We start from the raw sequence: 19,443 nt of genomic DNA on the forward strand, positions 1-19,443 counted from the left end.
CTTTGTAAATTTATCATTGTTCTCGCTCCATGCTTTGTCACTTTTGTGAGTTAAGCAATGCCATTTCACTCAAATATCAGCTGCTTAACATTAATTAAAGTCAAAGAAATTGAATGTCTATGCCAAGCAAGGTCTAGTATAGAATTTCAATTGCCCAATAGTTCTAAGAGCATTTTATACAAATAATTACAAGCATCATTTTCAGTATTGAACTTTTCTATCTGAGATTTTACACCACGTTCACTATAGTAAACTTCCCAAAAATCTCCTTCTTTATTCAAACAAATAGCCTCATTTGGTAATCCACCATCCAAATTATATAAATTCGCTGGGATATTAGCATTAATTAAGCACTGCTTTAATTCTTCCTTTTTCATATTACTTTCCTATCCTCCCAATTATATTTTGATTTAGCCTCTGTATATTATTCAGTTTCATATAGGTAATTAAAAAATTCAGTAAAACTATCTGCAAGGATAAACATATTGTCCATTACGTTTTCGGGTTCTATATCATGAATCCAAAAATATACTTTTCCCTGATACTCTCCACTAACTCCTAATAAAATCTCATTTTCAGCTGGATCATTACCAATTGAAATGAAATTCTCTGGTATTTCTTCTTCTAAAACCTCAAAAGCTTTACCTAAATTACTCCATCATGAGTTATTAATTCACATATGATACTTTTTAAAACTCAAGTTAATAAAAAACCATGAAAGACTCCTACCCATTAAGGTTTTATTTGTTGCTACTATGATTCAAAAGCTGTTTTTTGTGGGAATATGCCACCTTCTCTTACAAGGCAAACTGTCAACCTTTGAGCGGCTCGATCAAAATAAAACTTAGTGGGTATATTTTGTTCTGGTAAACTTTCTAACTCTGAAAACTTCCCGGTTATTTTATTTAACTCCATTTTACCCATAATCTCTTCATTAGGCCCAAATTTGTAAACTACAGTATCATCATCTTCATATTCCTTTAATAATAAAACATACGCAGCCAATTTTATTCCTCCTCTGGTAGATACAGCTCAACAGCGTATACAGGTCTTTTCAAACCTAACTTAAATAGTTTTTCAGCTTAAGTTCTTGATAAAGACCTATATAATTACCTGACGTTATTTTATTTTGATTACAGTTCTAGTTGAACTTTTATGTTTATCCAGAATGTAATTTCCATATTTATCACTATCAGCAACCCAATGAGGTTCTTTTCCCCTTCCGTTACGAAAATTGCAATTTATGTAACGCTTTTTAGCGAATAGCGAGTATTATACGACCGTCTCTAGGAAAAATACAACACAAAATTTATATGCCAAAGGCAATAAAAGAACGCCCTTTAACCTTACATCTTGTTTATTAATTTTCGTATTCTTTTCACAAACCAAGTATTAAAACATAATCCCTTGATGGTGCAACCTTCATGAGTTATGAATTTCCATTAAGCAATATCAATGTCATCCAAAGTTTAACTTTATAACAAAAAAACAAAAGCACCTGTTGTCTTTTTGACAATCAAGTGCCCTAATCTACACTTTAACAATTTAGTCTATATACTCTGCTGTACCTATAAAATCTAATTTGTATGCATTTTTATTTACTGAAGATATAGACCTTCCATCTTTATCATAATTATAATTATAAATTAAAATTATAGTATTATATTTAGAGTTTAACTTAACATCGTTAAACTGCTTTATTAACTGATCATCATATGAAAAATCCACTAGAAGCTCTTTTATATCATCTTCAGTATCCGGTACCCAATCCTTTTCAATTAAGTCTCTGTCATAATATCCCAATTTAAATTCTCTCTCAAAAACAGAAGGAATACCATCTCCATCTTCATCATAAATTATTTCAGTGTATTTTTCGACCTCATCAAAATTGCTGAAGTTTCCCAACCACAAAGAAACATTACTTTTCAATGTTTTTACCTCCTTAGACCTTCTGGTAAATCTAGAACTCCATTTTTCATTCTTTTACTAACCCATTCATTTAACTCTCTAACAAAGCTTTCATAATTAGGTGCAGAATCAATAATTTTTAAAATCTCATTATGTGCTTTTGTAGAGCCACGTCTCCCATGACGTCCAGGAGGATTTACAAATTCAACATCTTTAGTTAGGGTCCTCATGTCTTTTATATCATCCATGCTTACACCCCACTGCTTAAATTTAGGTGTTCTTGCTACAAGGTGCCATTCATGGTATCCCCCTGGACGTCTTATCCTATCTTCAATCTTACTTCTCAAATGTGGAACACTCCACATTTCCTCAAATTTATCTACTGATAAATTATCAAACCACTTATTAAATTCATTATTTCTAACTGAAGGAATCTGTATATCCTTACCCGAACCCGAACCCTTACCACTCCCCCTGCTTCCTCCACCACTTCCACCTTCAGCCTTCTTCACAATAAGATGATAGCCTCCAATACTATCATACACCAGACCAATTTCCGGTACATTCACCCTGTACCATTCATAGATATTGGTAAGTGTTCCAAGTTTTTGTGATGATTTTACATGGCTGGAAGGGACAGTGTTTTTTACTTTGGTTGGGGTTGCTTTAGATACTGTACTAACCGTTCCTGCTGTACCATTCGGGATTCTCACTCCCCCAATAAAGACAGTCGCCAGCCCAAAACTCGCCAGCAAGTGTTCTTTGGAAAATTGCTCTTCCGGAGTTACCACTCCCTTAACCAGATCAACGCCGCCAATCGTGAGCCAATTGAAAAAGTCTGACGGGGTGTTCAGCATATTTTCCGCATTGTACCGCAGACTGCTGGACATATTCTTCCCTATATCAAATGAACCGAGGGTAATGTAGTTACCAAAATCATACCATGAATTCCCTGCTTTTTTCTTTTCTTGTGACTAATCCATTCCAAATATCTGCTCCTATTTCCTGCAGACTATTTCCCTCTTTTTGCCCTTATACTCTCGGACTTCCCTGTCATCCATTAGTATCCTAAGCTATCTCCATCTCTTACTTTCTTTATGTCGAAATTCCTATATCGCCAACAATGCTCAACATATAAAAGTTCTTAGGCAAAGAACCTTGAAAGGTATATGACCAATCAAGGTTTTAAGTATTTATGAATTATCTTTTATTAAACAATAATTAACAATTAAAATTCAAGAAGTCAAAAAACGATGACCAAGTTTCTTTTAACTTTCCTTTTAAAAGCAGTTCATCTTCACCTTCAAAATTGACTATATAAACCTTATCCATTACAGTATCCAGCACTAATACAGCATTTGCTGACATTTCACTTAAAACAAGATATTGCTTCGGAAAACCATGTTCTTTTCTAGAAATTAGTGTGTATGATTCAATATTATTTTCTTCATCTGCTATATCTAGTAATTCAAAGGGGACATTCTCTTCCCAAAAGGGTCCTGCATACTGGATATAAAACTCTTGAAAAGTATCTGATACATTTACACCCAACCTTATTAAAGCTTCATGTACTAAATTGTTATCTTCACGTTTATATATTTCTTCTCCAGAACTTCATCTAGCCCCTCAGGCAAAATACTCATATTTCCCCCTAAACCTTTTCTCATCGTATTTTTGTATATCGCAATTAAATTTGTTCCACTAAAATTTGATACAATTCACAAACTTAGCAGTGGCATTCTTAACCTGAGTTGGCTTGACATGGAGCCTCTGTGTGCATGACTACTTAGCGAAAACGTGCAGTATCAAGAGATTTCGCACCTCGATTAGGGTATCATGCCCACCTCTCCATGTAATGCCGTTAAAGTGTGGTGCATATTTAAATTTCACAAAGTATAAGTGGCTCAGTTTTAAGTTGTCATATGGCTCACTTTTCATGTGCGATAAACGGTCAGGACTACTACTGCATTAAACTTATGAGTTTGAACGGGTCTGTTAATTGATTCATAAGTCCCCCCTGAATTAACCTCATTGTTTTTTACCAGTTATCAATTCCTTCTTGAAATATATCTATTACATAGTCATCAAATGTATTATATCTTGGGTGTAAATCTGCCCCTCCTCTTTCCCAACTAAATACTCTGTCATCATCAATATCTGCACAATACATACATCTAGCAAATTCCCCCGAGTCCTCTATAACAATTAAATTCATACCCAACCCTAATTTTCTCCATCTTTCTGTTGCATCAACTACAGATGCTCCCAAATTGCCCTGAACACCTTCAAGCTCGACTCCACATATACCTCCCGAGCCATATTTTTTTATAAATTTTCGATAACCTTGAGGGAATTTAACACTAAGTATTTCTTCAGCCTTATTAATATATTCTTCCGATACTTCTCCAAAAAAGTCATCTTCTTCACCATAATTTTCTATCATCTTAATAATTCTTCCATCCATAGATTAAACCACTCCTATTATTCAATAGCTCGCATTTTCCAATAGTTACTTCTAAAGTTATTATACATTTTTTCAAGTTCCGGATTATTTCTAAAACTCTTTCCACTTTCAACCAAACCATGTAGCGCAGAATCATATTTATCATGAATTAACTCTGCAATTTCCACCATTCCACCAGGTTCTTTTTGAATTAAATGGTGTAATTCAACTTTACTTTCCACCCCGTCCTTTACAACATATGGTGATTTGCCCTTTTTCATTAATTCTTCATTCGACTTTCCTAGTGCCTTCGGATTATTAGGTACATAATTTTTGTCAATCTCAATTTGGTAGACTCTTCTGGATACATCAACTTCTTTTCCACCAACTTTAACTGTTCCTTTTACTTCTACAGCAGTGTACTTGTCAGCCAGCCAATCTAATTTAATTTGTTCAGAAGATAATTTTCTGGATTCAAGACCCGAACCCTTACCACTCCCCCTACTTCCTCCACCACTCCTACCTTCAGCCTTCATAAATAAAAGATGATAGCCTCCAATACCATCATACACAAAACCAATTTCCGGTACATTCACCCTGTATCATTCATAGATATTGGTAAGTGTTCCAAGCTTTTGTGATGATTTTACTTGGGTGTGTGTTTTGCAAAATATAAGTTGAGAGTATTGCAATGGTATAATCTGTTGATTGCTATGTTCTAAGATTCTGCTTTGCAAAACACAAATGGCCTAGGTTTTAGGTTTTCCGTTTCCTATGTTGGAATAATAAAAAGCACTTGTTGCCTATCGCAGACAATCAAGTGCTTTAAACTCATATGTTTTTAAGTAGTATTAAATTTGTAAGTTTTTAGTAACAGTTCGACAGCCTTTATATGTCGTGACAAATACTAGATTAAGACTTACAAGTTTATATAAATGCATTATTATCTACTTATAGTTATTACTTAATAAATATAGAATATACTATTTTATTCTCCTATTAACTCCTTCCTCATTTTATGTGTTTCTATATCTGCTAGTCTTACAGGAATAGGCTCTCATTATTAATACAGTTCATAACAACTTCAGTACTTGTATCTAAATCAATCCAGTTCCCACAAGAAACAAAAATAGGTTTAACATTTTTTGTCGTTCTTAAGGTTCGACCATAGACTTCATTATTTATTACAATATCAGTGTAAGAGCCTATTAGATTCTCTGGCATAATAAAATCTACACCTTGAATTTTAAGATAACTTTTTGCTACACCAATAGTTGGTTTATTTAGAAGAAAGGAAGCATGAGTAGCAATTCCCATATGACGATAATGTAAATACCCATTTCCATCAAACATATATAAATCAGGTGCATTAGATAATTTCTTCGCAGCTTCAAGTACTAAAGGCAACTCACGAAAAGCGAGGAAGCCTGAAATATAGGGAACATTTATTTCTCCATAACTATATACTTTTTCGACAACTTCCTTTGTATAATAATCAATCATAACAATACAGCATGTACCATACGTCGTGTTATTTACATCCCAATAAGCCAAATCTACCCCCGCGATAAATTGTATCTCTTCTATTTGGAAATTATTTTCTAATTTAATTCTAGGTAATAATTCACCTTGGATTTTTGAAAACTCTTGTATTAATTTCTTTTCATCGAAATTATTCATTATCATCACAATCAGATAATCGGGTAATTAGTTCTAACTCCTCTTTTGTTGGAGCAACTTTTTGCCTGATTATATTCCCTTGTTTATCCCATTCAGTATACTTTAAACAAACGCCAAACTTAAATTCTCCTTCATATTTGAGTTCTTCGCTTTCATACCAAATTTTTCTGATGCCTCTTGTTTGTCCTTTTATCATGTAATCTGTAGATTTAACTTTCCCATTATGGTGAAATTTAACATAGTTACCTTCTTTAAAACCATTCTTATAATAACAGTAATACGCTAGATTCCCATTGTCATATAACTCATAAGCTAACCCGGTAAAAGGGTTTCCATTCTCTTCTTCTGGTTTATCTAGCACTTCATCACTGTAAGAGCTAAACCATAGTTCCTCATCAAAATCTATACCATGTTCTAATATATATTCTTTACTTAATACATCCACCTTATTTTCCAACCTTTTCACCTCTGAACTAAATTCAAATCCTTCAGTAATAAAATTACAATGTGGACAGGTTGGCATCATCATACCTGCCGGTTTTAATTTTTTACCAGACCGTACTACATGGGTGATAAAATTTGAAGTACTCGCTTGCGGGTTTGCAAGTAACGCTTGATTTAATGAGTAAACTTCCGCGTAAGATCCTGCCCCATACGTAAATGTATATCCTTCTTTAATATTTTTCGGTATATTGATAATCCGTTGTTCTATCCCCACTTCCCCTATCACCTTCAGCCTTATTCACCACAAAATAATAGCCACCATTACTGTCATACACCAGACCAATTTCCGGTCTATTCACCTTATACCCTTCACGGATGTTGGTAATTTAATATAATTTAAAGAAAAAACCTTGAAAGGCGTAAAACCATTCAAGGTGTGTGTTATTTTTTAATCAACTAATAACTCCAAATAATATTTATCATTTTTTTCTATCTTTCTTAAAAACTCTTCAAGAGAAGTCGCAATTTGTATATCATAATAGTAAATAGGACTACTATTCTTATCATTCAAATCGATTGACATTAAAGCTGATTCACTGCCTTCAAAAAATATTAGTTTTTTATTTTCAAATTCATCATAGATTTCTATATCGGGATAAAACTCAAAATCATTAATTCTTAAACGAAAGTCCCTTACGGAATAAGGATCCATAATACGATTAATATTAAACTCTGAACCTTTAATAAACCCATAGCCAACCTCTATATAAAAATTAACTAACTCCCTGGGAAATTTTAGATTGAGTTTCTTCTCGACCTCTTTTATTTCGTTCTCAGTTACCGGATAAAAACTATTTTCTTTGTTTGCCTTAATAAGTTCATAGCCCATTATTTTTTACCTCCTTTAAATAATCTATTTGCTGGTGAACCTGCTCCATGAATACCTGCTTGATGCTCATTTGGGAATTTTGCAGGATGCATATTCCACCATTCATGTTCTCCTCCAAAAGTATTTTCGATTATATGATGTGCATCATATTTATCTCCCTGTTTCCTAATTATTTTACCGGTTTTTTCCGAAATAACATTTTCATTATATACAGGCCAATTCTGCCCAGTATTTTCCTCCCACTCCTTGATTACTTTATTTTTTACTTTATCAAATTCTGCCCTATGCTTAGCTGTTTCTATTGGTGACATTTTTTTATATTCTTTATTTCTTAAGGCTTCCTTCAACTTCTCTATTTGGTTTTTAGGTAACTCTCTGCCGGTTCGGCCTTCTATATCTCTAATATACTCTTTTATTGTATCAAAATCTATCTTATTACCCGAACCCTTACCACTCCCCCTACTTCCTCCACCACTTCCACCTTCCGCCTTCTTCACAATAAGATGATAGCCTCCAATACTATCATACACCAGACCAATTTCCGGTACATTCACCCTGTACCACTCTCGGATATTAGTTAGTATTGCCAGCTTTTGTGATGATTTTATTCGAGTAGATAAAGCAGTGCGTTTTACTTTAGGCGGAGAAGAGTTTGGCAACTTATTAACCGCTCCTGCTAGGCTATTTGGAGTCCTCACTCCCCCAATAAAGACAGTCGCAAGCCCAAAACTCGCCAGCAAGTGTTCTTTGGAAAATTGCTCTTCCGGAGTTACCACTCCCTTAACGAGATCAACACCGCCAATCGTGAGCCAATTGAAAAAGTCTGACGGGGTGTTCAGCATATTTTCCGCATTGTACCGCAGACTGCTGGACATATTCTTCCCTATATCAAATGAACCAAGGGTAATGTAGTTACCAAAATCATACCATGAATTCCCTGCTTTTTCTTTTCTTGTGACTAAACCATTCCAAATATCTGCTCCTATTTCCTGCAGACTTTCCCCTGTTTTCTGGAAGGCATTCTTTTCTTCAGGTTTCAAACGGTCTTCCGGGATTTCTGTAACGAATCGATAACGCGTATTCCCGTTTTCGTCCTTGTATTCTCGGACTTTCCTGCCATCCTTTAGTGTAAGGTAGCTTCCATGCCATACCTTTTGGTAATCAGAAATAGTTACCTCTTCTACTATCTGCCCCTGAAGAATGGAAAATTCCTCTTGGCTAATCGTAATGCTGTTTGCATCAATGATTCCCTGGACTGCACGCATACTATAATCCATTGTTCTCATCTTGAATTTCTTCTGAAGATAAGTGACGATAACATCAGAAAGCGGGACATAGCGTGATAACAGGGAATGTCCGCCAATTGCAAGCAGTGTATCCAGTGAGAAGGCATTGGTTGCTGCCTTTTTACTGAGTCTGCGAATCATGTCTTGATGAACATCAAGATCCTTTAATTCTCTTGGTGAATAGGTGGCGATGTTTAACTTTCCGCCTTTAATCATTCTCCTAATCTTATGAATATAATCCTTCATAAACTGGAGGTCATTTTCTGCTGTGCCGAGTCTGGATGTGCTTTGCTTATCAAACATGTGCAGATTCTCAATTGTCTGGTTGGTTTTTTTATTCGCTTGGTCGACCTGATGCAAAAATGCATCATCATCAATTGCTGGCAGATGAACAATATCCCTGACCGATCGAATGGATGAATTGGCATCATTTGTTATACCCATCGTCACATTTTTAGCGTTGCGAATGCCGCTTTGCAATTCGTTTTGTAAAAAACTTTGCTGAATAAATGCCCGTTTATCCGAGTCCAGACTTTGAAGTGACTTCTGAATGTGACCAAGCGTATCTTCGTAATCTCTGATAAACCCTTCCATTAACAGCAGGAAGGGTACATGAGACTCCTGATAAAAAGAGCGAATCGCTTCCGCTCCTTTCCCTTTAAAGGAATCCTCTAAACTTAAGAAGCTATCAACTTCTTTTTGTATCTGTTGGATTTGTTTCTGCAAAGAAAGTAACGTCTTCTTTGTTTCAGAAATACCCTGGTGAAGACTGTTTGCATCTAGTACCTTGATTGGAATCCCCCCTTTTATTAAAGGTCTTTCATTACATTAGCAGTTGGATAGCATGAGCAACTTGCTTTTCTGTTTCTTTCAATGCGTCAACTGATTTTCTAACAGCATCCACGTTTTCAATTGACAGCTCCTGATAAATCTTCAAAACGTCTTGTAATAAATGATTTAATTCTTCCAATTTATCTGCCACATTTAAAACATTATCGCCTTTTACATCGTTTTTAATAGTAGAGTCGAGAGCTTGTATTGCTTGGCTCAAACTCTCAATTGAGTCCTCAACAGGACCATGCACTAATTTTATTTCAGGCATCTAACCCAACAACTCCTCTCCTCTGCTGAAGAATGAAATCACTTTGATTCATCCGCAGTAATCGTGATTGTCTGCCTAATCATATTCGTATCATTTTCAGCAAGAACCAAGTCCCCTGCTAAATTCTCCCCATTCTCTCCATACAATTCTGATATGTGCGGACCATTATTGCCATGGGATGGGTCCATTGTGATAACAATTTCGTATTCCGTTAACTCTTTAATTCTGCTGTCTTTTTCTGGGTCTTTAATATATAAAACTGCTGTTCCATCTGGATTTATATAGCTAAATCCTTGAAAACCTGTTGTAATATAATTTGGAATATCCGCCCTGGCTTGAATAAACGTTTCTTCTATAAGATTACTGTCTATTTTTACTACGATATAGTCTTCTTGTCGCTCAACAGCAGGTTCTATCCAAATTGCTTCCTCCCCATAATCATCCGGTGTATCCCAGCTTGGTTCTGTAATTTTAATGATTTGGTCGCCTTCACTTAAAGAGACTGTTTGTTGAAAGGATGCTTTCTGATAGGTTTCATCTGACTCTGTATACGTCCTTGCAAAGCTGCCATCAAGGTCATTTACATAATGACTTTTTATTTCTTCACTTTGGTTTGTAGGCTCAAACTTTATTTCAATATGCACGAATCCCTCTACCTCTTCTGGTAATCCTGATTCTAATTCGAATGTTCCATCTTCATTCACTTGCGCTCGGTCATTCGTTCCAATAAGGACACCTTCTTCCGAACTAATCAAAAGCATCAGCTGTGCTTCCGGCAACAGGTTTGTCTCTCCTAGAACCGAAACAGTTTCGTTTGTAACTTGAACTTCCCCTTCCAGCCTTACCTCTGTATCCCCTTGATCCTCTGGAGGCTGATTCTGATTCACTTCAAAGGAAACTTCCTCTGTTTCTTCATCCTCTTCATTTTCCGCTTCTTCTGCTTCTTCTTCGGTATTCGCGCGATCTTGGTTTTCCGTTTCCTTTGACTCTTCATTTTCATCGTTGCTGCATGCCGTTAATAATAAAAGTATGAGTGCAACTGCTCCCAGCAATAAACGACTGTATTTCACCATCATAATTCCCCCTAAAATAATACAATTCAATATCATTATAATACCGTTTGACTTTTCTAATAACAACGGGGCCAAGTACCTATTGCTTTTAAGGGAATAAGATCTCTTATAACCTTATTTATAAGAACAAAAAGTTTATCGTTAACTTCACAATTCTGACAAATTTTATTAGATTCCCTAAATGAAAACCTTTACATTTTTATACATTCCTGTATAATAAGATAAGTGATGTTCTTCACAATATATAAATAAAGGAGGTATACAGTTGGACGACTTTTCTACTACAGTTACATGCATGTACCAGACACAAGGTAAAATTACACACAAAAATATTCGTTCCAAGTTTTTGGATTATCAAATTGCAGAAGTAACGCTCCATTCAGACATTCAACTGCCAGAAGCAGGTTACCACCCGGTTTCCATAAAGGTTGAAGGTACGTGGTACAAGGCAATTGCTTCAGTTGTAACTTCTCTGACAAAAGAAGTTAACAAAACAGTGAAAGTATATATTCATAACTTCAAACAGCGTCTTCAAGCTGGCAATGTATCAATTTCCTGGGATAACCATTTAAACACTTCAGAAAATCAAAAGCAGCAAGATGGAGAATACCCTGCAGCTGCGAGTGTGTAAAGCTTCGAATTCATAAATTGAAAGACAATTTACAGACTTTCTTCTGCAGGCGTATCCAGTGCTTGCATAAAGCTCAATTTAATTGGTCGTTTTTTTACCCCGTTTCAACTTCAATAACCATCATTAGAATAAACCTGCTGGATTTAACATCGAAGTAAACCATTTTCAGACATAAAAAATCCATCTAACAGAGAATATGCTTCCTCTCTGTTAGATGGATTTTAAAATTTATTTTAGTTATCTCCCCAAGCTGCTTCATCTACAATTACTGTTACATTTGGATGCTTATGAAGTGCAGAGGCAGGGACGTCCTCTGTGATTTCTCCGCTGAGCAAGTGCTTTACAGCTTCCTGCTTACTTGCACCGGAAATAACCATCAGGACTTCCTTGCTCTCAAGTATTGTACCGATTCCCATTGAAACTGCTTTTGTAGGAACATCTTCTATTGAATCAAAAAAACGAGCGTTTGTTTGAATTGTGGATTCATCCAAATCAACAAGATGTGTTCTGCTGTCAAACGCAGTTCCTGGCTCATTGAAACCGATATGACCATTTTGGCCAATGCCAAGTAATTGTACATCTATTTGACCGGCGACTTTCATTGCCGATTCATAATCCAGGCATTCTTGCTGAATGTTTTCAGCAACACCGCTTGGTACATGAATATTCTCAGCAGGAATGTTAATGTGGTTGAATAATTTATCATTCATAAAATAATGGTAGCTGTTTGGATCGTCATCATCGAGTCCAACATATTCATCAAGATTGAAAGTTACCGTATTCGAGAAATCCAACTCGCCTTTTTTATACTTGTCGATCAAGAGCTTGTATAAGCCTTCTGGAGTAGACCCTGTTGCCAGTCCAATAACTGGCTGCTGCAGTTTGCTCATGCGATCAACTAAAATCTCACAAGCCTTTTCACTCATTTCATCATAATTCTTCACTTTGATAAATTCCATTTCCATTCCTCCTAAGAGTTAAATCTTCCTAATCATTTATCGTTCCAATAATCTTGGTTAAACACTGAATTTACGCTGTTATATTAGTTTTAATCAATCAACTTATATATATGTAACTTTCTCAAAAAACGACTTTTTTAGTTTACACCATTCTTTTCCATCTGACTATACTTTTTAAATTAAATTGTTTTACAAATAAATTTCAATGGTGAAATAGTTTGATATGGTAAAAGCTGAAATAATTATACCAAACTTTAACCTATCATTCCTTATTTAAATAGGATTTCCATGTTTGAGACGGAGGAACAGAACCCAAAAAGGAACGAATCTAATAAGATTCGTTCCCGCGTTTTCAACGTTTGATTTTATCACTTATTTTGTATTTGTGAACCCGCCATCAATACGAATAACTTCTCCATTAATATATTCCGCTTTAGAAGTTAATAAGAAGGTTACAAGTTCAGCTACTTCTTCTGGAGTACCTAAACGTTTTTGTGGAATGCCGCCTGTTGCATTTGCTTTCATTTCTGGATTTGCTTCATAGAATTTTTTAACCATTGGAGTTTCCGTTGGACCAGGTGCAATTGCATTTACACGTAATCCGTCTTTTGCATATTCAGCAACCATACTCTTTGTTAAACCAACGATACCGTGTTTTGTCGCAGAGTAAGTCACTACTGAATCTTGTCCGATTACCCCAGCACTTGAAGCTGTGTTTACAATTGAACCGCCGCCATTTTTCAGCATCACTTCAGCTACATAGCGTACGCCGTATAAAGCTCCCAGTAAATTAATCCCAACGATTTGTTCAATTTCCTCCACTTTTGTATCTAAGAAGAATTGGCCACTGCCAGAAATTCCTGCATTATTAAAGAAATAATCTATTGAACCGAACTTTTCTACTGTTTTATCAACATAATTTTTCACTTCTTCAACCTTGGATACATCAGCTTTAATGAAAATAGCGTCTGCTCCAGCTTGCTTCACCATTTCTACTGTTTCATTTCCGCCTTTTTCGCTAACGTCAACTACAGCAACGTTAACTCCTTCTTCCGCTAATCGAACTGCGGTAGCTTGTCCTAAACCACTTCCGCCACCTGTAATAATTGCAACTTTACTCATGTTCATACCTCCGATGTATTATTATTCAATGTTGTTTAGAGTCTCTACTTATATATTGTACCCCTCATTGATACGATTTAAAAAGGATTTGCTCTTTATATATAGTAAAAAAGTTTCAACTCGAATTGATTTCGACAGGAAAAAGCAATTCCCTTCCCTATATATCTGAGAAGGGAAGGGAATATAACTAGATTATTTTCTTTTCCTCATGATTCTCACGCTTTCATTTCATCTTGTCAGGCAGCTGCTGGATGGAATCAATGAGCAGATTCAATTTTCCTTCAATCCGGTGCAATAAATAAAAAGTTACTACAACCGGAAATCCAACTTCCGCAACAAGAGAATACCATGCATCCATGACTTTACCTCCTTTTGAAAGATTGTGGTTGAATCAAGACAGCGTCCGTCTCCAATATCAATAAAGACCAGCAGCCGGCGCCACTGGTCTCTGATTATTAATTAATTCATTTCAATATCTTCAATGTTTTGCTCAACAACGCGTGCACTTGCTTTTGCAACTAATTCGCCGCCTGTTGATGAGAAGACATTTTGTGCAATGATTTCATCCATTGCTTCATTGATTGCAGCCGGGTCGACTGGCTCAATTGGATGATCCAGGCTGTATGTGACGATTTTGTCTTCCTGGTTTTTAAATTTCAGCTCAAGCTTCTTCATGCTTTCCCTCCTTCCTTTCCGCTTTCTATTCACGAGGCTTTAAAGAAATACTTATGCCTCACGAATTTCAGAGTTATCTCTGCGGTTAATTGTATAAAGCGGGCGTTGCTGCAGTCCTTCAAGGACGATTGCGACAGCATATAACTGATCCGCTGTTGCTGTGGGCTTCACGTTGTTGAAGTTCTTCGTTTTGAACACTGGGTTTCCCGTATCAGGGTCTGTGCCTTCATGAAGCACAAGCTGCAATGTGGATTGTGTTAAGTCTGCTACTGCCATGTGTATCACCTCCCTTTCACTTCTATAATCGAAGGAAGAAACGAAAAGGGGGTGAAAACTTTTAAAAGTAATGGGGAATATTATAAGCTCTGCCTTTACAACTTCATTACAAAATCACATTCAATTGTATTTAATCCATGAAAACTATATAATATAATTACTCTATTATTGCTTTTATCAGCAGAAACGAATTCAATATAGAAAGGTAGTATTACCATGAATTTATATAAAAAATTGCAAGTACAAGAAGAAAAGATTGCAGTGATCGGTCTAGGCTATGTAGGCCTGCCATTAGCTGTTGAATTTGCTAAGAAATTTGATGTTGTAGGTTATGACTTAAACGAAGCTAAGTTAGATAAGTACAGAAGGGGAATTGATGTAACTGATGAAGTTGGAGACGAGGCTGTTCAGCAGACGACGATGAAATTCACACATGTGGAGCAAGATTTAAAAGAATGTAAATTCCATGTCGTAGCTGTACCGACACCAATTAACGTTGACAAAACACCAAATTTAAATCCAGTTATCAGTGCTAGTGAAACAGTCGGAAGAAACTTGACGAAAGGTTCTATTGTCGTTTATGAGTCAACGGTTTATCCAGGTACTACAGAAGAAATCTGCATCCCTGTATTAGAAGAAGTTTCTGGTCTGAAATACGGCACAGACTTTAAAGTGGGATACTCACCAGAACGGATTAATCCGGGTGATAAAGTAAACACCCTAACAAAAATTATCAAGGTTGTTTCTGGTTCAGATGAAGCTGCACTTAAAGAAATCTCTGCTGTATATGATGCTATCATTGAAGCTGGAGTCTTTGAAGCAGAATCGATCAAAGTTGCCGAAGCTTCCAAGGTAATTGAGAACTCACAAAGAGATATTAATATCGCCTTTATGAACGAACTTTCCATGGTGTTTGATAAAATGGAGATTGACTCGAAAGCTGTGCTCGAAGCAGCTGGAACAAAGTGGAACTTCCTTAACTTTACACCAGGACTAGTTGGCGGGCATTGCATTGGTGTTGACCCATACTACTTCACGTATAAAGCCGAACAGCTTGGCTATCATTCTCAAATTATTCTTTCCGGAAGAAAAGTGAATGACGATATGGGGCAATATGTCGGCAACAGTGTAATTAAGCAAATGATAAAAGCGAAGCAAAATATTGATGGTGCACGTGTAGCTGTTCTGGGACTTACATTTAAAGAAAATGTTTCCGATGTCCGGAATACAAAAGTAATTGATGTGATAGAGGAACTCAAAGAATACGACATTGACCCAATTATTTATGATCCAGAAGCAGATCCAGAAGAAGTATATGAAGTCTTTAATATTCGCCTGTCTGAAAAAGAAGGCATTAAGGATGTAGACTGTATTATATTAGCTGTTCCGCATAAAGAAATTCTAGATAATCTCAACCTTGATGAACTTGCTTCATTATATAGAAGTGATAAAAAGGTTCTAATCGATATTAAGAGCATTTTAGATAGAAAAGAATGTGAAGAAAAAGGATTCCAGTATTGGAGTTTATAAGCAGAAGGAAGTAATGTTATCTAAATAGACTTGAGGTCACCCTTCAAAACAAGGTGGCCTCAAGTCTATTTTATTGAACAGCAGATCAGCAAATAGAGGAAGCAGCTGCTTCCTCTTTTCTAAATTACAGCATGTTCTTCTTCCTTAACATCTGTGATTAACATATGTCCAGGTGCGTGTGTAATTACCATTTCAGGTTTACTTGCCATGACAGCTGCCTGAGGGGTAACCCCGCAGCCCCAAAATACGGGAACTTCTCCGTCGTAAATGGTAACTGGATCACCAAAATCAGGTTTGTCGATATCTTCAATTCCAATTTGCACAGGGTCACCTATATGAACTGGTGCACCATGCACAGAAGGAAAACGTGAAGTAATTTGTACTGCTCGAATTGCATCTTCTGGTTTCATTGGACGCATGCTGACAACCATTGGACCTTGGAATACTCCCGCAGAATCACACGGGATATTCGTTTTGTACATCGAAACATTGCGCCCCTCTTCGATATAGCGAATCGGAATATCGTTTTCCAGCAATGGCTTTTCAAAAGTAAAACTGCAGCCAATTAAAAAGGATACGAAATCATCCTGCCAATAATCGGCGATATCTGTTACTTCTTCGGTTAATTCTCCATTTTTATAAATGCGATACTTAGGAAGATCTGTACGCAAGTCTGATGTTGGTGCTGTCTTTTTCGGCACTGGAGATCCTGCATCTGTTACTTCTATTAATGGACAGCTTTTTGGGTTGCGCATACAGAACAGCAGGAAGTCATATGCATATTTCTTTGGTAAGATAACGAGATTGGCCTGTGTATATCCAGGAGCCTGTCCTGTCGTCGGCTTAGCCCATGCACCGGTTCTGATTTTTTGCCTTATTTGTTCCAATGCTTCTGTCATCTAATCATCTCCTTATACTAAAGTAAATAATTGGTTTTTAAAAGGCTTTGGCAGAGAGCGTTAATCTCGCCAAGCCATTCTTTTACTACTCCATCTTGCTTAACATTTTCAGGACACGTTCTCTTCTTTTGTAGAGGTTTTGGGCGAGGGTTAGACTTACTGCTTCAAAGGCAATTTCTTTTCCTGGAAGGCTTTGTGCGATGCGGGGTATATCTTCAGAGATTACCGTTGCAATTCTTGTGTATCCACCAGTCGGCTGTCGGTCGGCCAGAAGGATGATTGGTTTGCCATTAGCTGGCACTTGAACTGTTCCAGGTAAAATTGCATCCGAAATAATATCCGCTTCGGCTGCATGCTCAATGGACTCTCCATTTAGACGTGCACCCATCCTATCCGTCTTTGTTGTAATTTCATATGTGTTCGTTAAAAAGGTATTAAGACCTGTTTCCGTGAATGCATGTTTGTCTGGGCCAAGGATGACACGAATTTTTCTTGGCTTATTATAATCCGGTATGAGATTTCCATTCAGCCAGCGTCCGGCTTTATCAAGCTCAGGCTCTCCAGCTGGCAGAAATTCGCCTTTAGTCAAGAAATCTCCAGTAAGTCCACCGATTCTTGCTTTTACGTAAGTAGACCGGCTGCCCATTATTTCCTTGGTAGTGATTCCGCCACTCACCGCAATATAAGCGTAAGAACCATCCATCGGTTTCCCGAATGTGAGCTCTTGTCCTTTTTCCACACGCTCAGAGTGCCACATTGGAATTGGTTTGCCATCAAGCGCCGGAGACAGGTTTGCACCACAAATTGCGATTACTGTATCCCGCAGGAATTTAAGTTTTGGTCCCATTACTACTACTTCAATACCGGCAGTTCCTCGGGAGTTTCCTACTAGAATATTGGCCACTTGCAGAGCAAAGGGATCCATCGCTCCAGCTACAACCATACCAAATTGCTGGTAGCCCACACGTCCCAAATCTTGAATTGATGTGGACAGACCGGGCTTTATTACTTCAATTACTGCATTTTTCATTTAACTCCCCACTCTTTTTATCAGAATATCATTTGCTTCAAGTCCTTCTTTAAGAAGCTGTACAAACTCAAGGGCTTGTGGTGTGTCACCATGCACACAAATTGTATCCGCCTGAATGACAATGTCTGAACCATCCACTGCTTCAACTTTTCCCTCTTTTACCATGCGAATAACTCGGGACACAGCCTCATCTGCCTCAGAGATTATTGCATTTGATTCCGTTCTCGGGGTCAGTGATCCATCCGGCTGATACGTGCGGTCCGCAAAAACCTCTTGCGCCACTTGAAGACCAGCCTTTTCTCCAGCCTTAACAAGCTCACTCCCAGCAAGTCCGAAAAGAATCAGATTTGCATTCATGTCTCTAATTGCTTCTGCAATCGCCTGTGCACGTTCCTTATCTTTTGCTGCCATATTATATAAGGCACCATGTGGTTTAACATGATTGAGTTCTTTACCAAATAGAGTAGCAAATCCCTGAACTGCACCAATCTGGTAAACAACCAAATTATAAATTTCTTCCGGATTAAGTGAAAGCAGGCGTCTGCCAAATCCTTGCAGATCCTGAAACCCTGGATGTACACCAATACCAACATTATTTTCAACAGCTCTTTGCACAGATTTGCGAAGGACATTATGATCGCCGGCATGATAACCAGCAGCAATATTTGCGGAGGTGATGTATTGCATCACTAATTCATCTTGCCCAATCTGATAAGCACCAAAGCTTTCGCCTAAGTCACTATTCAAATCAACAAAATTCTTTATCATTTCTCATCCTCCTTATATGAATTCCTCTCAACTAGATACGTTCCCTCTGAAATCGCTTGAACAATTTTTTCATACTCCTTTTCCGAAACTTGCTTAAAACGGACATAGTTCCCTGTTTGAAGTAAAATTGGTCTATCGCTATTCGGATTGTATAAATCCAAAGGTGTTCTGCCGATAATCTGCCAGCCACCCGGAGACTCTGAAGGATATACACCTGTTTGAGAGCCAGCAATACCTACAGAACCAGCAGGAATTTTTGCCCGTGGAGATGCAAGCCTTGGTGTTGCAATCTTCTCTGACATGCCTCCTAAATAAGGAAAACCAGGTGAAAAGCCCATCATATAAATGAGATAGTCACTTCCTGTATGAATCTGTATTACTTCTTCCTCTGTAAGCTGATTCACTTCAGCAACATGCTGTAAATCAGGTCCGGATTCCCCGCCATAACATACCGGAATTGTAATCACTTCTGCCGGCGGTATGTCTATCTGAGAAAGACTTCCATATAAAGAATTCATACGTCCCTCTAAAGTTTCGTATGAAATCTGAGCAGGATCATAATAGATTGTTACCGACGTATAAGTCGGAATCCATTCGATAATCCCATTAATATTTTCTTTTTCTAAAAGCGCAGAGAGGCTGCGGATTTGTTCGTTCGTTTCCTTAGAAATGGAATCGCCCAATTGAACCCTCATGCCTCTATCGCCATAAACCTCTATTTTAAACAT

General features: G+C 37.1%; 23 protein-coding genes and 3 pseudogenes. 2 read left to right on the forward strand and 24 right to left on the reverse strand.

Going from position 1 to position 19,443, the window contains the following annotated elements; translation table 11 throughout:
• Positions 1 to 146 precede the first annotated feature (146 nt).
• From NST93_RS12140 to NST93_RS12210, 15 genes and pseudogenes are all read right to left on the reverse strand, one after another.
• Positions 147 to 377 carry a hypothetical protein gene (locus NST93_RS12140; protein ID WP_405097373.1) on the reverse strand — a complete coding sequence of 77 codons (231 nt, stop codon included), beginning with the start codon at positions 375 to 377 and terminating at the stop codon, positions 147 to 149.
• Between the two features lie 47 nt (positions 378 to 424).
• Positions 425 to 616 carry an SMI1/KNR4 family protein gene (locus NST93_RS12145; RefSeq protein WP_405103864.1) on the reverse strand — a complete coding sequence of 64 codons (192 nt, stop codon included), beginning with the start codon at positions 614 to 616 and terminating at the stop codon, positions 425 to 427.
• 137 nt (positions 617 to 753) lie between these two features.
• Positions 754 to 1,005, reverse strand: coding sequence for a hypothetical protein (locus NST93_RS12150; protein ID WP_405097375.1), 252 nt, complete (start codon positions 1,003 to 1,005; stop codon positions 754 to 756).
• A gap of 540 nt (positions 1,006 to 1,545) precedes the next feature.
• Complete coding sequence (locus NST93_RS12155) at positions 1,546 to 1,929, reverse strand: immunity 22 family protein (protein ID WP_405097377.1); 384 nt, start codon at positions 1,927 to 1,929, stop codon at positions 1,546 to 1,548.
• Positions 1,930 to 1,934: 5 nt separating this feature from the next.
• Positions 1,935 to 2,765 carry a hypothetical protein gene (locus NST93_RS12160; protein ID WP_405097379.1) on the reverse strand — a complete coding sequence of 277 codons (831 nt, stop codon included), beginning with the start codon at positions 2,763 to 2,765 and terminating at the stop codon, positions 1,935 to 1,937.
• A 364-nt stretch (positions 2,766 to 3,129) separates the two neighbouring features.
• On the reverse strand, positions 3,130 to 3,459 hold the full coding sequence (locus NST93_RS12165) for an SMI1/KNR4 family protein (protein ID WP_405097381.1): 330 nt from the start codon (positions 3,457 to 3,459) through the stop codon (positions 3,130 to 3,132).
• Positions 3,460 to 3,946: 487 nt separating this feature from the next.
• Positions 3,947 to 4,372, reverse strand: a complete 426-nt coding sequence (locus NST93_RS12170) for an SMI1/KNR4 family protein (RefSeq protein WP_405097383.1) — start codon at positions 4,370 to 4,372, stop codon at positions 3,947 to 3,949.
• Between the two features lie 17 nt (positions 4,373 to 4,389).
• Positions 4,390 to 4,947 carry an HNH/ENDO VII family nuclease gene (locus NST93_RS12175; RefSeq protein WP_405097385.1) on the reverse strand — a complete coding sequence of 186 codons (558 nt, stop codon included), beginning with the start codon at positions 4,945 to 4,947 and terminating at the stop codon, positions 4,390 to 4,392.
• A 392-nt stretch (positions 4,948 to 5,339) separates the two neighbouring features.
• Positions 5,340 to 6,031 (reverse strand): annotated as a pseudogene (locus NST93_RS12180) (endonuclease V).
• Positions 6,024 to 6,488 carry a toxin-antitoxin system YwqK family antitoxin gene (locus NST93_RS12185; RefSeq protein WP_405103866.1) on the reverse strand — a complete coding sequence of 155 codons (465 nt, stop codon included), beginning with the start codon at positions 6,486 to 6,488 and terminating at the stop codon, positions 6,024 to 6,026. The pseudogene NST93_RS12180 and the gene NST93_RS12185 overlap by 8 nt, the downstream one beginning before the upstream one ends.
• 435 nt (positions 6,489 to 6,923) lie before the next feature.
• Positions 6,924 to 7,364, reverse strand: coding sequence for an SMI1/KNR4 family protein (locus NST93_RS12190; RefSeq protein ID WP_405097387.1), 441 nt, complete (start codon positions 7,362 to 7,364; stop codon positions 6,924 to 6,926).
• Positions 7,364 to 7,810: pseudogene (locus tag NST93_RS12195) on the reverse strand (hypothetical protein); the annotation flags it as partial. The gene NST93_RS12190 and the pseudogene NST93_RS12195, both read right to left, overlap by 1 nt.
• Before the next feature lie 1,041 nt (positions 7,811 to 8,851).
• Positions 8,852 to 9,460, reverse strand: a pseudogene (locus tag NST93_RS12200) (T7SS effector LXG polymorphic toxin); the annotation flags it as partial.
• A 13-nt stretch (positions 9,461 to 9,473) separates the two neighbouring features.
• Positions 9,474 to 9,752: a YwqI/YxiC family protein gene (locus NST93_RS12205; protein WP_405097389.1), complete on the reverse strand. Its 279-nt coding sequence runs from the start codon at positions 9,750 to 9,752 to the stop codon at positions 9,474 to 9,476.
• Between the two features lie 38 nt (positions 9,753 to 9,790).
• Positions 9,791 to 10,825 (reverse strand): hypothetical protein, encoded by a 1,035-nt coding sequence (locus NST93_RS12210; protein WP_405097391.1) that lies wholly within the window; start codon positions 10,823 to 10,825, stop codon positions 9,791 to 9,793.
• A gap of 265 nt (positions 10,826 to 11,090) precedes the next feature.
• On the opposite strand from NST93_RS12210, the gene NST93_RS12215 reads away from it, so the two are divergent.
• Positions 11,091 to 11,456, forward strand: a complete 366-nt coding sequence (locus NST93_RS12215; protein ID WP_405097393.1) for a riboflavin kinase — start codon at positions 11,091 to 11,093, stop codon at positions 11,454 to 11,456.
• 233 nt (positions 11,457 to 11,689) lie between these two features.
• On the opposite strand, the gene nagB is transcribed toward NST93_RS12215, so the two are convergent.
• From nagB to NST93_RS12240, 5 genes are all read right to left on the reverse strand, one after another.
• Entirely contained in the window at positions 11,690 to 12,415 is a 726-nt protein-coding gene (nagB, locus tag NST93_RS12220) for a glucosamine-6-phosphate deaminase (protein WP_405097395.1), read from the reverse strand.
• A 372-nt stretch (positions 12,416 to 12,787) separates the two neighbouring features.
• Complete coding sequence (locus NST93_RS12225; protein WP_405097398.1) at positions 12,788 to 13,537, reverse strand: SDR family NAD(P)-dependent oxidoreductase; 750 nt, start codon at positions 13,535 to 13,537, stop codon at positions 12,788 to 12,790.
• A gap of 223 nt (positions 13,538 to 13,760) precedes the next feature.
• A complete protein-coding gene (locus NST93_RS12230) occupies positions 13,761 to 13,895 on the reverse strand; it encodes a YvrJ family protein (protein ID WP_405097400.1) in 135 nt (44 codons plus the stop codon).
• 101 nt (positions 13,896 to 13,996) lie between these two features.
• Positions 13,997 to 14,212 carry a DUF2922 domain-containing protein gene (locus NST93_RS12235; RefSeq protein ID WP_405097402.1) on the reverse strand — a complete coding sequence of 72 codons (216 nt, stop codon included), beginning with the start codon at positions 14,210 to 14,212 and terminating at the stop codon, positions 13,997 to 13,999.
• A gap of 51 nt (positions 14,213 to 14,263) precedes the next feature.
• A complete protein-coding gene (locus tag NST93_RS12240; RefSeq protein WP_405097404.1) occupies positions 14,264 to 14,488 on the reverse strand; it encodes a DUF1659 domain-containing protein in 225 nt (74 codons plus the stop codon).
• Positions 14,489 to 14,704: 216 nt separating this feature from the next.
• Here NST93_RS12240 and NST93_RS12245 point away from each other — a divergent pair, with 216 nt between their 5' ends.
• Positions 14,705 to 16,018, forward strand: coding sequence for a nucleotide sugar dehydrogenase (locus NST93_RS12245; RefSeq protein ID WP_405097407.1), 1,314 nt, complete (start codon positions 14,705 to 14,707; stop codon positions 16,016 to 16,018).
• A 119-nt stretch (positions 16,019 to 16,137) separates the two neighbouring features.
• Here NST93_RS12245 and NST93_RS12250 read toward each other — a convergent pair whose 3' ends face one another.
• From NST93_RS12250 to pxpB, 4 genes are all read right to left on the reverse strand, one after another.
• Complete coding sequence (locus NST93_RS12250; RefSeq protein ID WP_405097409.1) at positions 16,138 to 16,917, reverse strand: putative hydro-lyase; 780 nt, start codon at positions 16,915 to 16,917, stop codon at positions 16,138 to 16,140.
• Positions 16,918 to 17,002: 85 nt separating this feature from the next.
• On the reverse strand, positions 17,003 to 17,947 hold the full coding sequence (locus NST93_RS12255; RefSeq protein WP_405097411.1) for a biotin-dependent carboxyltransferase family protein: 945 nt from the start codon (positions 17,945 to 17,947) through the stop codon (positions 17,003 to 17,005).
• Complete coding sequence (locus NST93_RS12260; RefSeq protein WP_405097413.1) at positions 17,948 to 18,715, reverse strand: LamB/YcsF family protein; 768 nt, start codon at positions 18,713 to 18,715, stop codon at positions 17,948 to 17,950. It lies immediately after the preceding gene.
• A complete protein-coding gene (gene pxpB, locus NST93_RS12265) occupies positions 18,712 to 19,443 on the reverse strand; it encodes a 5-oxoprolinase subunit PxpB (protein ID WP_405097416.1) in 732 nt (243 codons plus the stop codon). The genes NST93_RS12260 and pxpB overlap by 4 nt, the downstream gene beginning before the upstream one ends.

Source organism: Oceanobacillus sp. FSL H7-0719 (genome assembly GCF_045040795.1).
Lineage (GTDB): Bacteria > Bacillota > Bacilli > Bacillales > Amphibacillaceae > Oceanobacillus.

Coding starts and splice junctions, on each gene's coding strand:
- NST93_RS12140 (WP_405097373.1), bottom strand. CDS start 377: ATGAAAAAGGAAGAATTAAAGCAGTGCTTAATTAATGCTAATATCCCA.
- NST93_RS12160 (WP_405097379.1), bottom strand. CDS start 2,765: ATGCTGAACACCCCGTCAGACTTTTTCAATTGGCTCACGATTGGCGGC.
- NST93_RS12170 (WP_405097383.1), bottom strand. CDS start 4,372: ATGGATGGAAGAATTATTAAGATGATAGAAAATTATGGTGAAGAAGAT.
- NST93_RS12190 (WP_405097387.1), bottom strand. CDS start 7,364: ATGGGCTATGAACTTATTAAGGCAAACAAAGAAAATAGTTTTTATCCG.
- NST93_RS12205 (WP_405097389.1), bottom strand. CDS start 9,752: ATGCCTGAAATAAAATTAGTGCATGGTCCTGTTGAGGACTCAATTGAG.
- NST93_RS12210 (WP_405097391.1), bottom strand. CDS start 10,825: ATGGTGAAATACAGTCGTTTATTGCTGGGAGCAGTTGCACTCATACTT.
- nagB (WP_405097395.1), bottom strand. CDS start 12,415: ATGGAATTTATCAAAGTGAAGAATTATGATGAAATGAGTGAAAAGGCT.
- NST93_RS12225 (WP_405097398.1), bottom strand. CDS start 13,537: ATGAGTAAAGTTGCAATTATTACAGGTGGCGGAAGTGGTTTAGGACAA.
- NST93_RS12230 (WP_405097400.1), bottom strand. CDS start 13,895: ATGGATGCATGGTATTCTCTTGTTGCGGAAGTTGGATTTCCGGTTGTA.
- NST93_RS12235 (WP_405097402.1), bottom strand. CDS start 14,212: ATGAAGAAGCTTGAGCTGAAATTTAAAAACCAGGAAGACAAAATCGTC.
- NST93_RS12240 (WP_405097404.1), bottom strand. CDS start 14,488: ATGGCAGTAGCAGACTTAACACAATCCACATTGCAGCTTGTGCTTCAT.
- NST93_RS12245 (WP_405097407.1), top strand. CDS start 14,705: ATGAATTTATATAAAAAATTGCAAGTACAAGAAGAAAAGATTGCAGTG.
- NST93_RS12250 (WP_405097409.1), bottom strand. CDS start 16,917: ATGACAGAAGCATTGGAACAAATAAGGCAAAAAATCAGAACCGGTGCA.
- NST93_RS12255 (WP_405097411.1), bottom strand. CDS start 17,947: ATGAAAAATGCAGTAATTGAAGTAATAAAGCCCGGTCTGTCCACATCA.
- NST93_RS12260 (WP_405097413.1), bottom strand. CDS start 18,715: ATGATAAAGAATTTTGTTGATTTGAATAGTGACTTAGGCGAAAGCTTT.
- pxpB (WP_405097416.1), bottom strand. CDS start 19,443: ATGTTTAAAATAGAGGTTTATGGCGATAGAGGCATGAGGGTTCAATTG.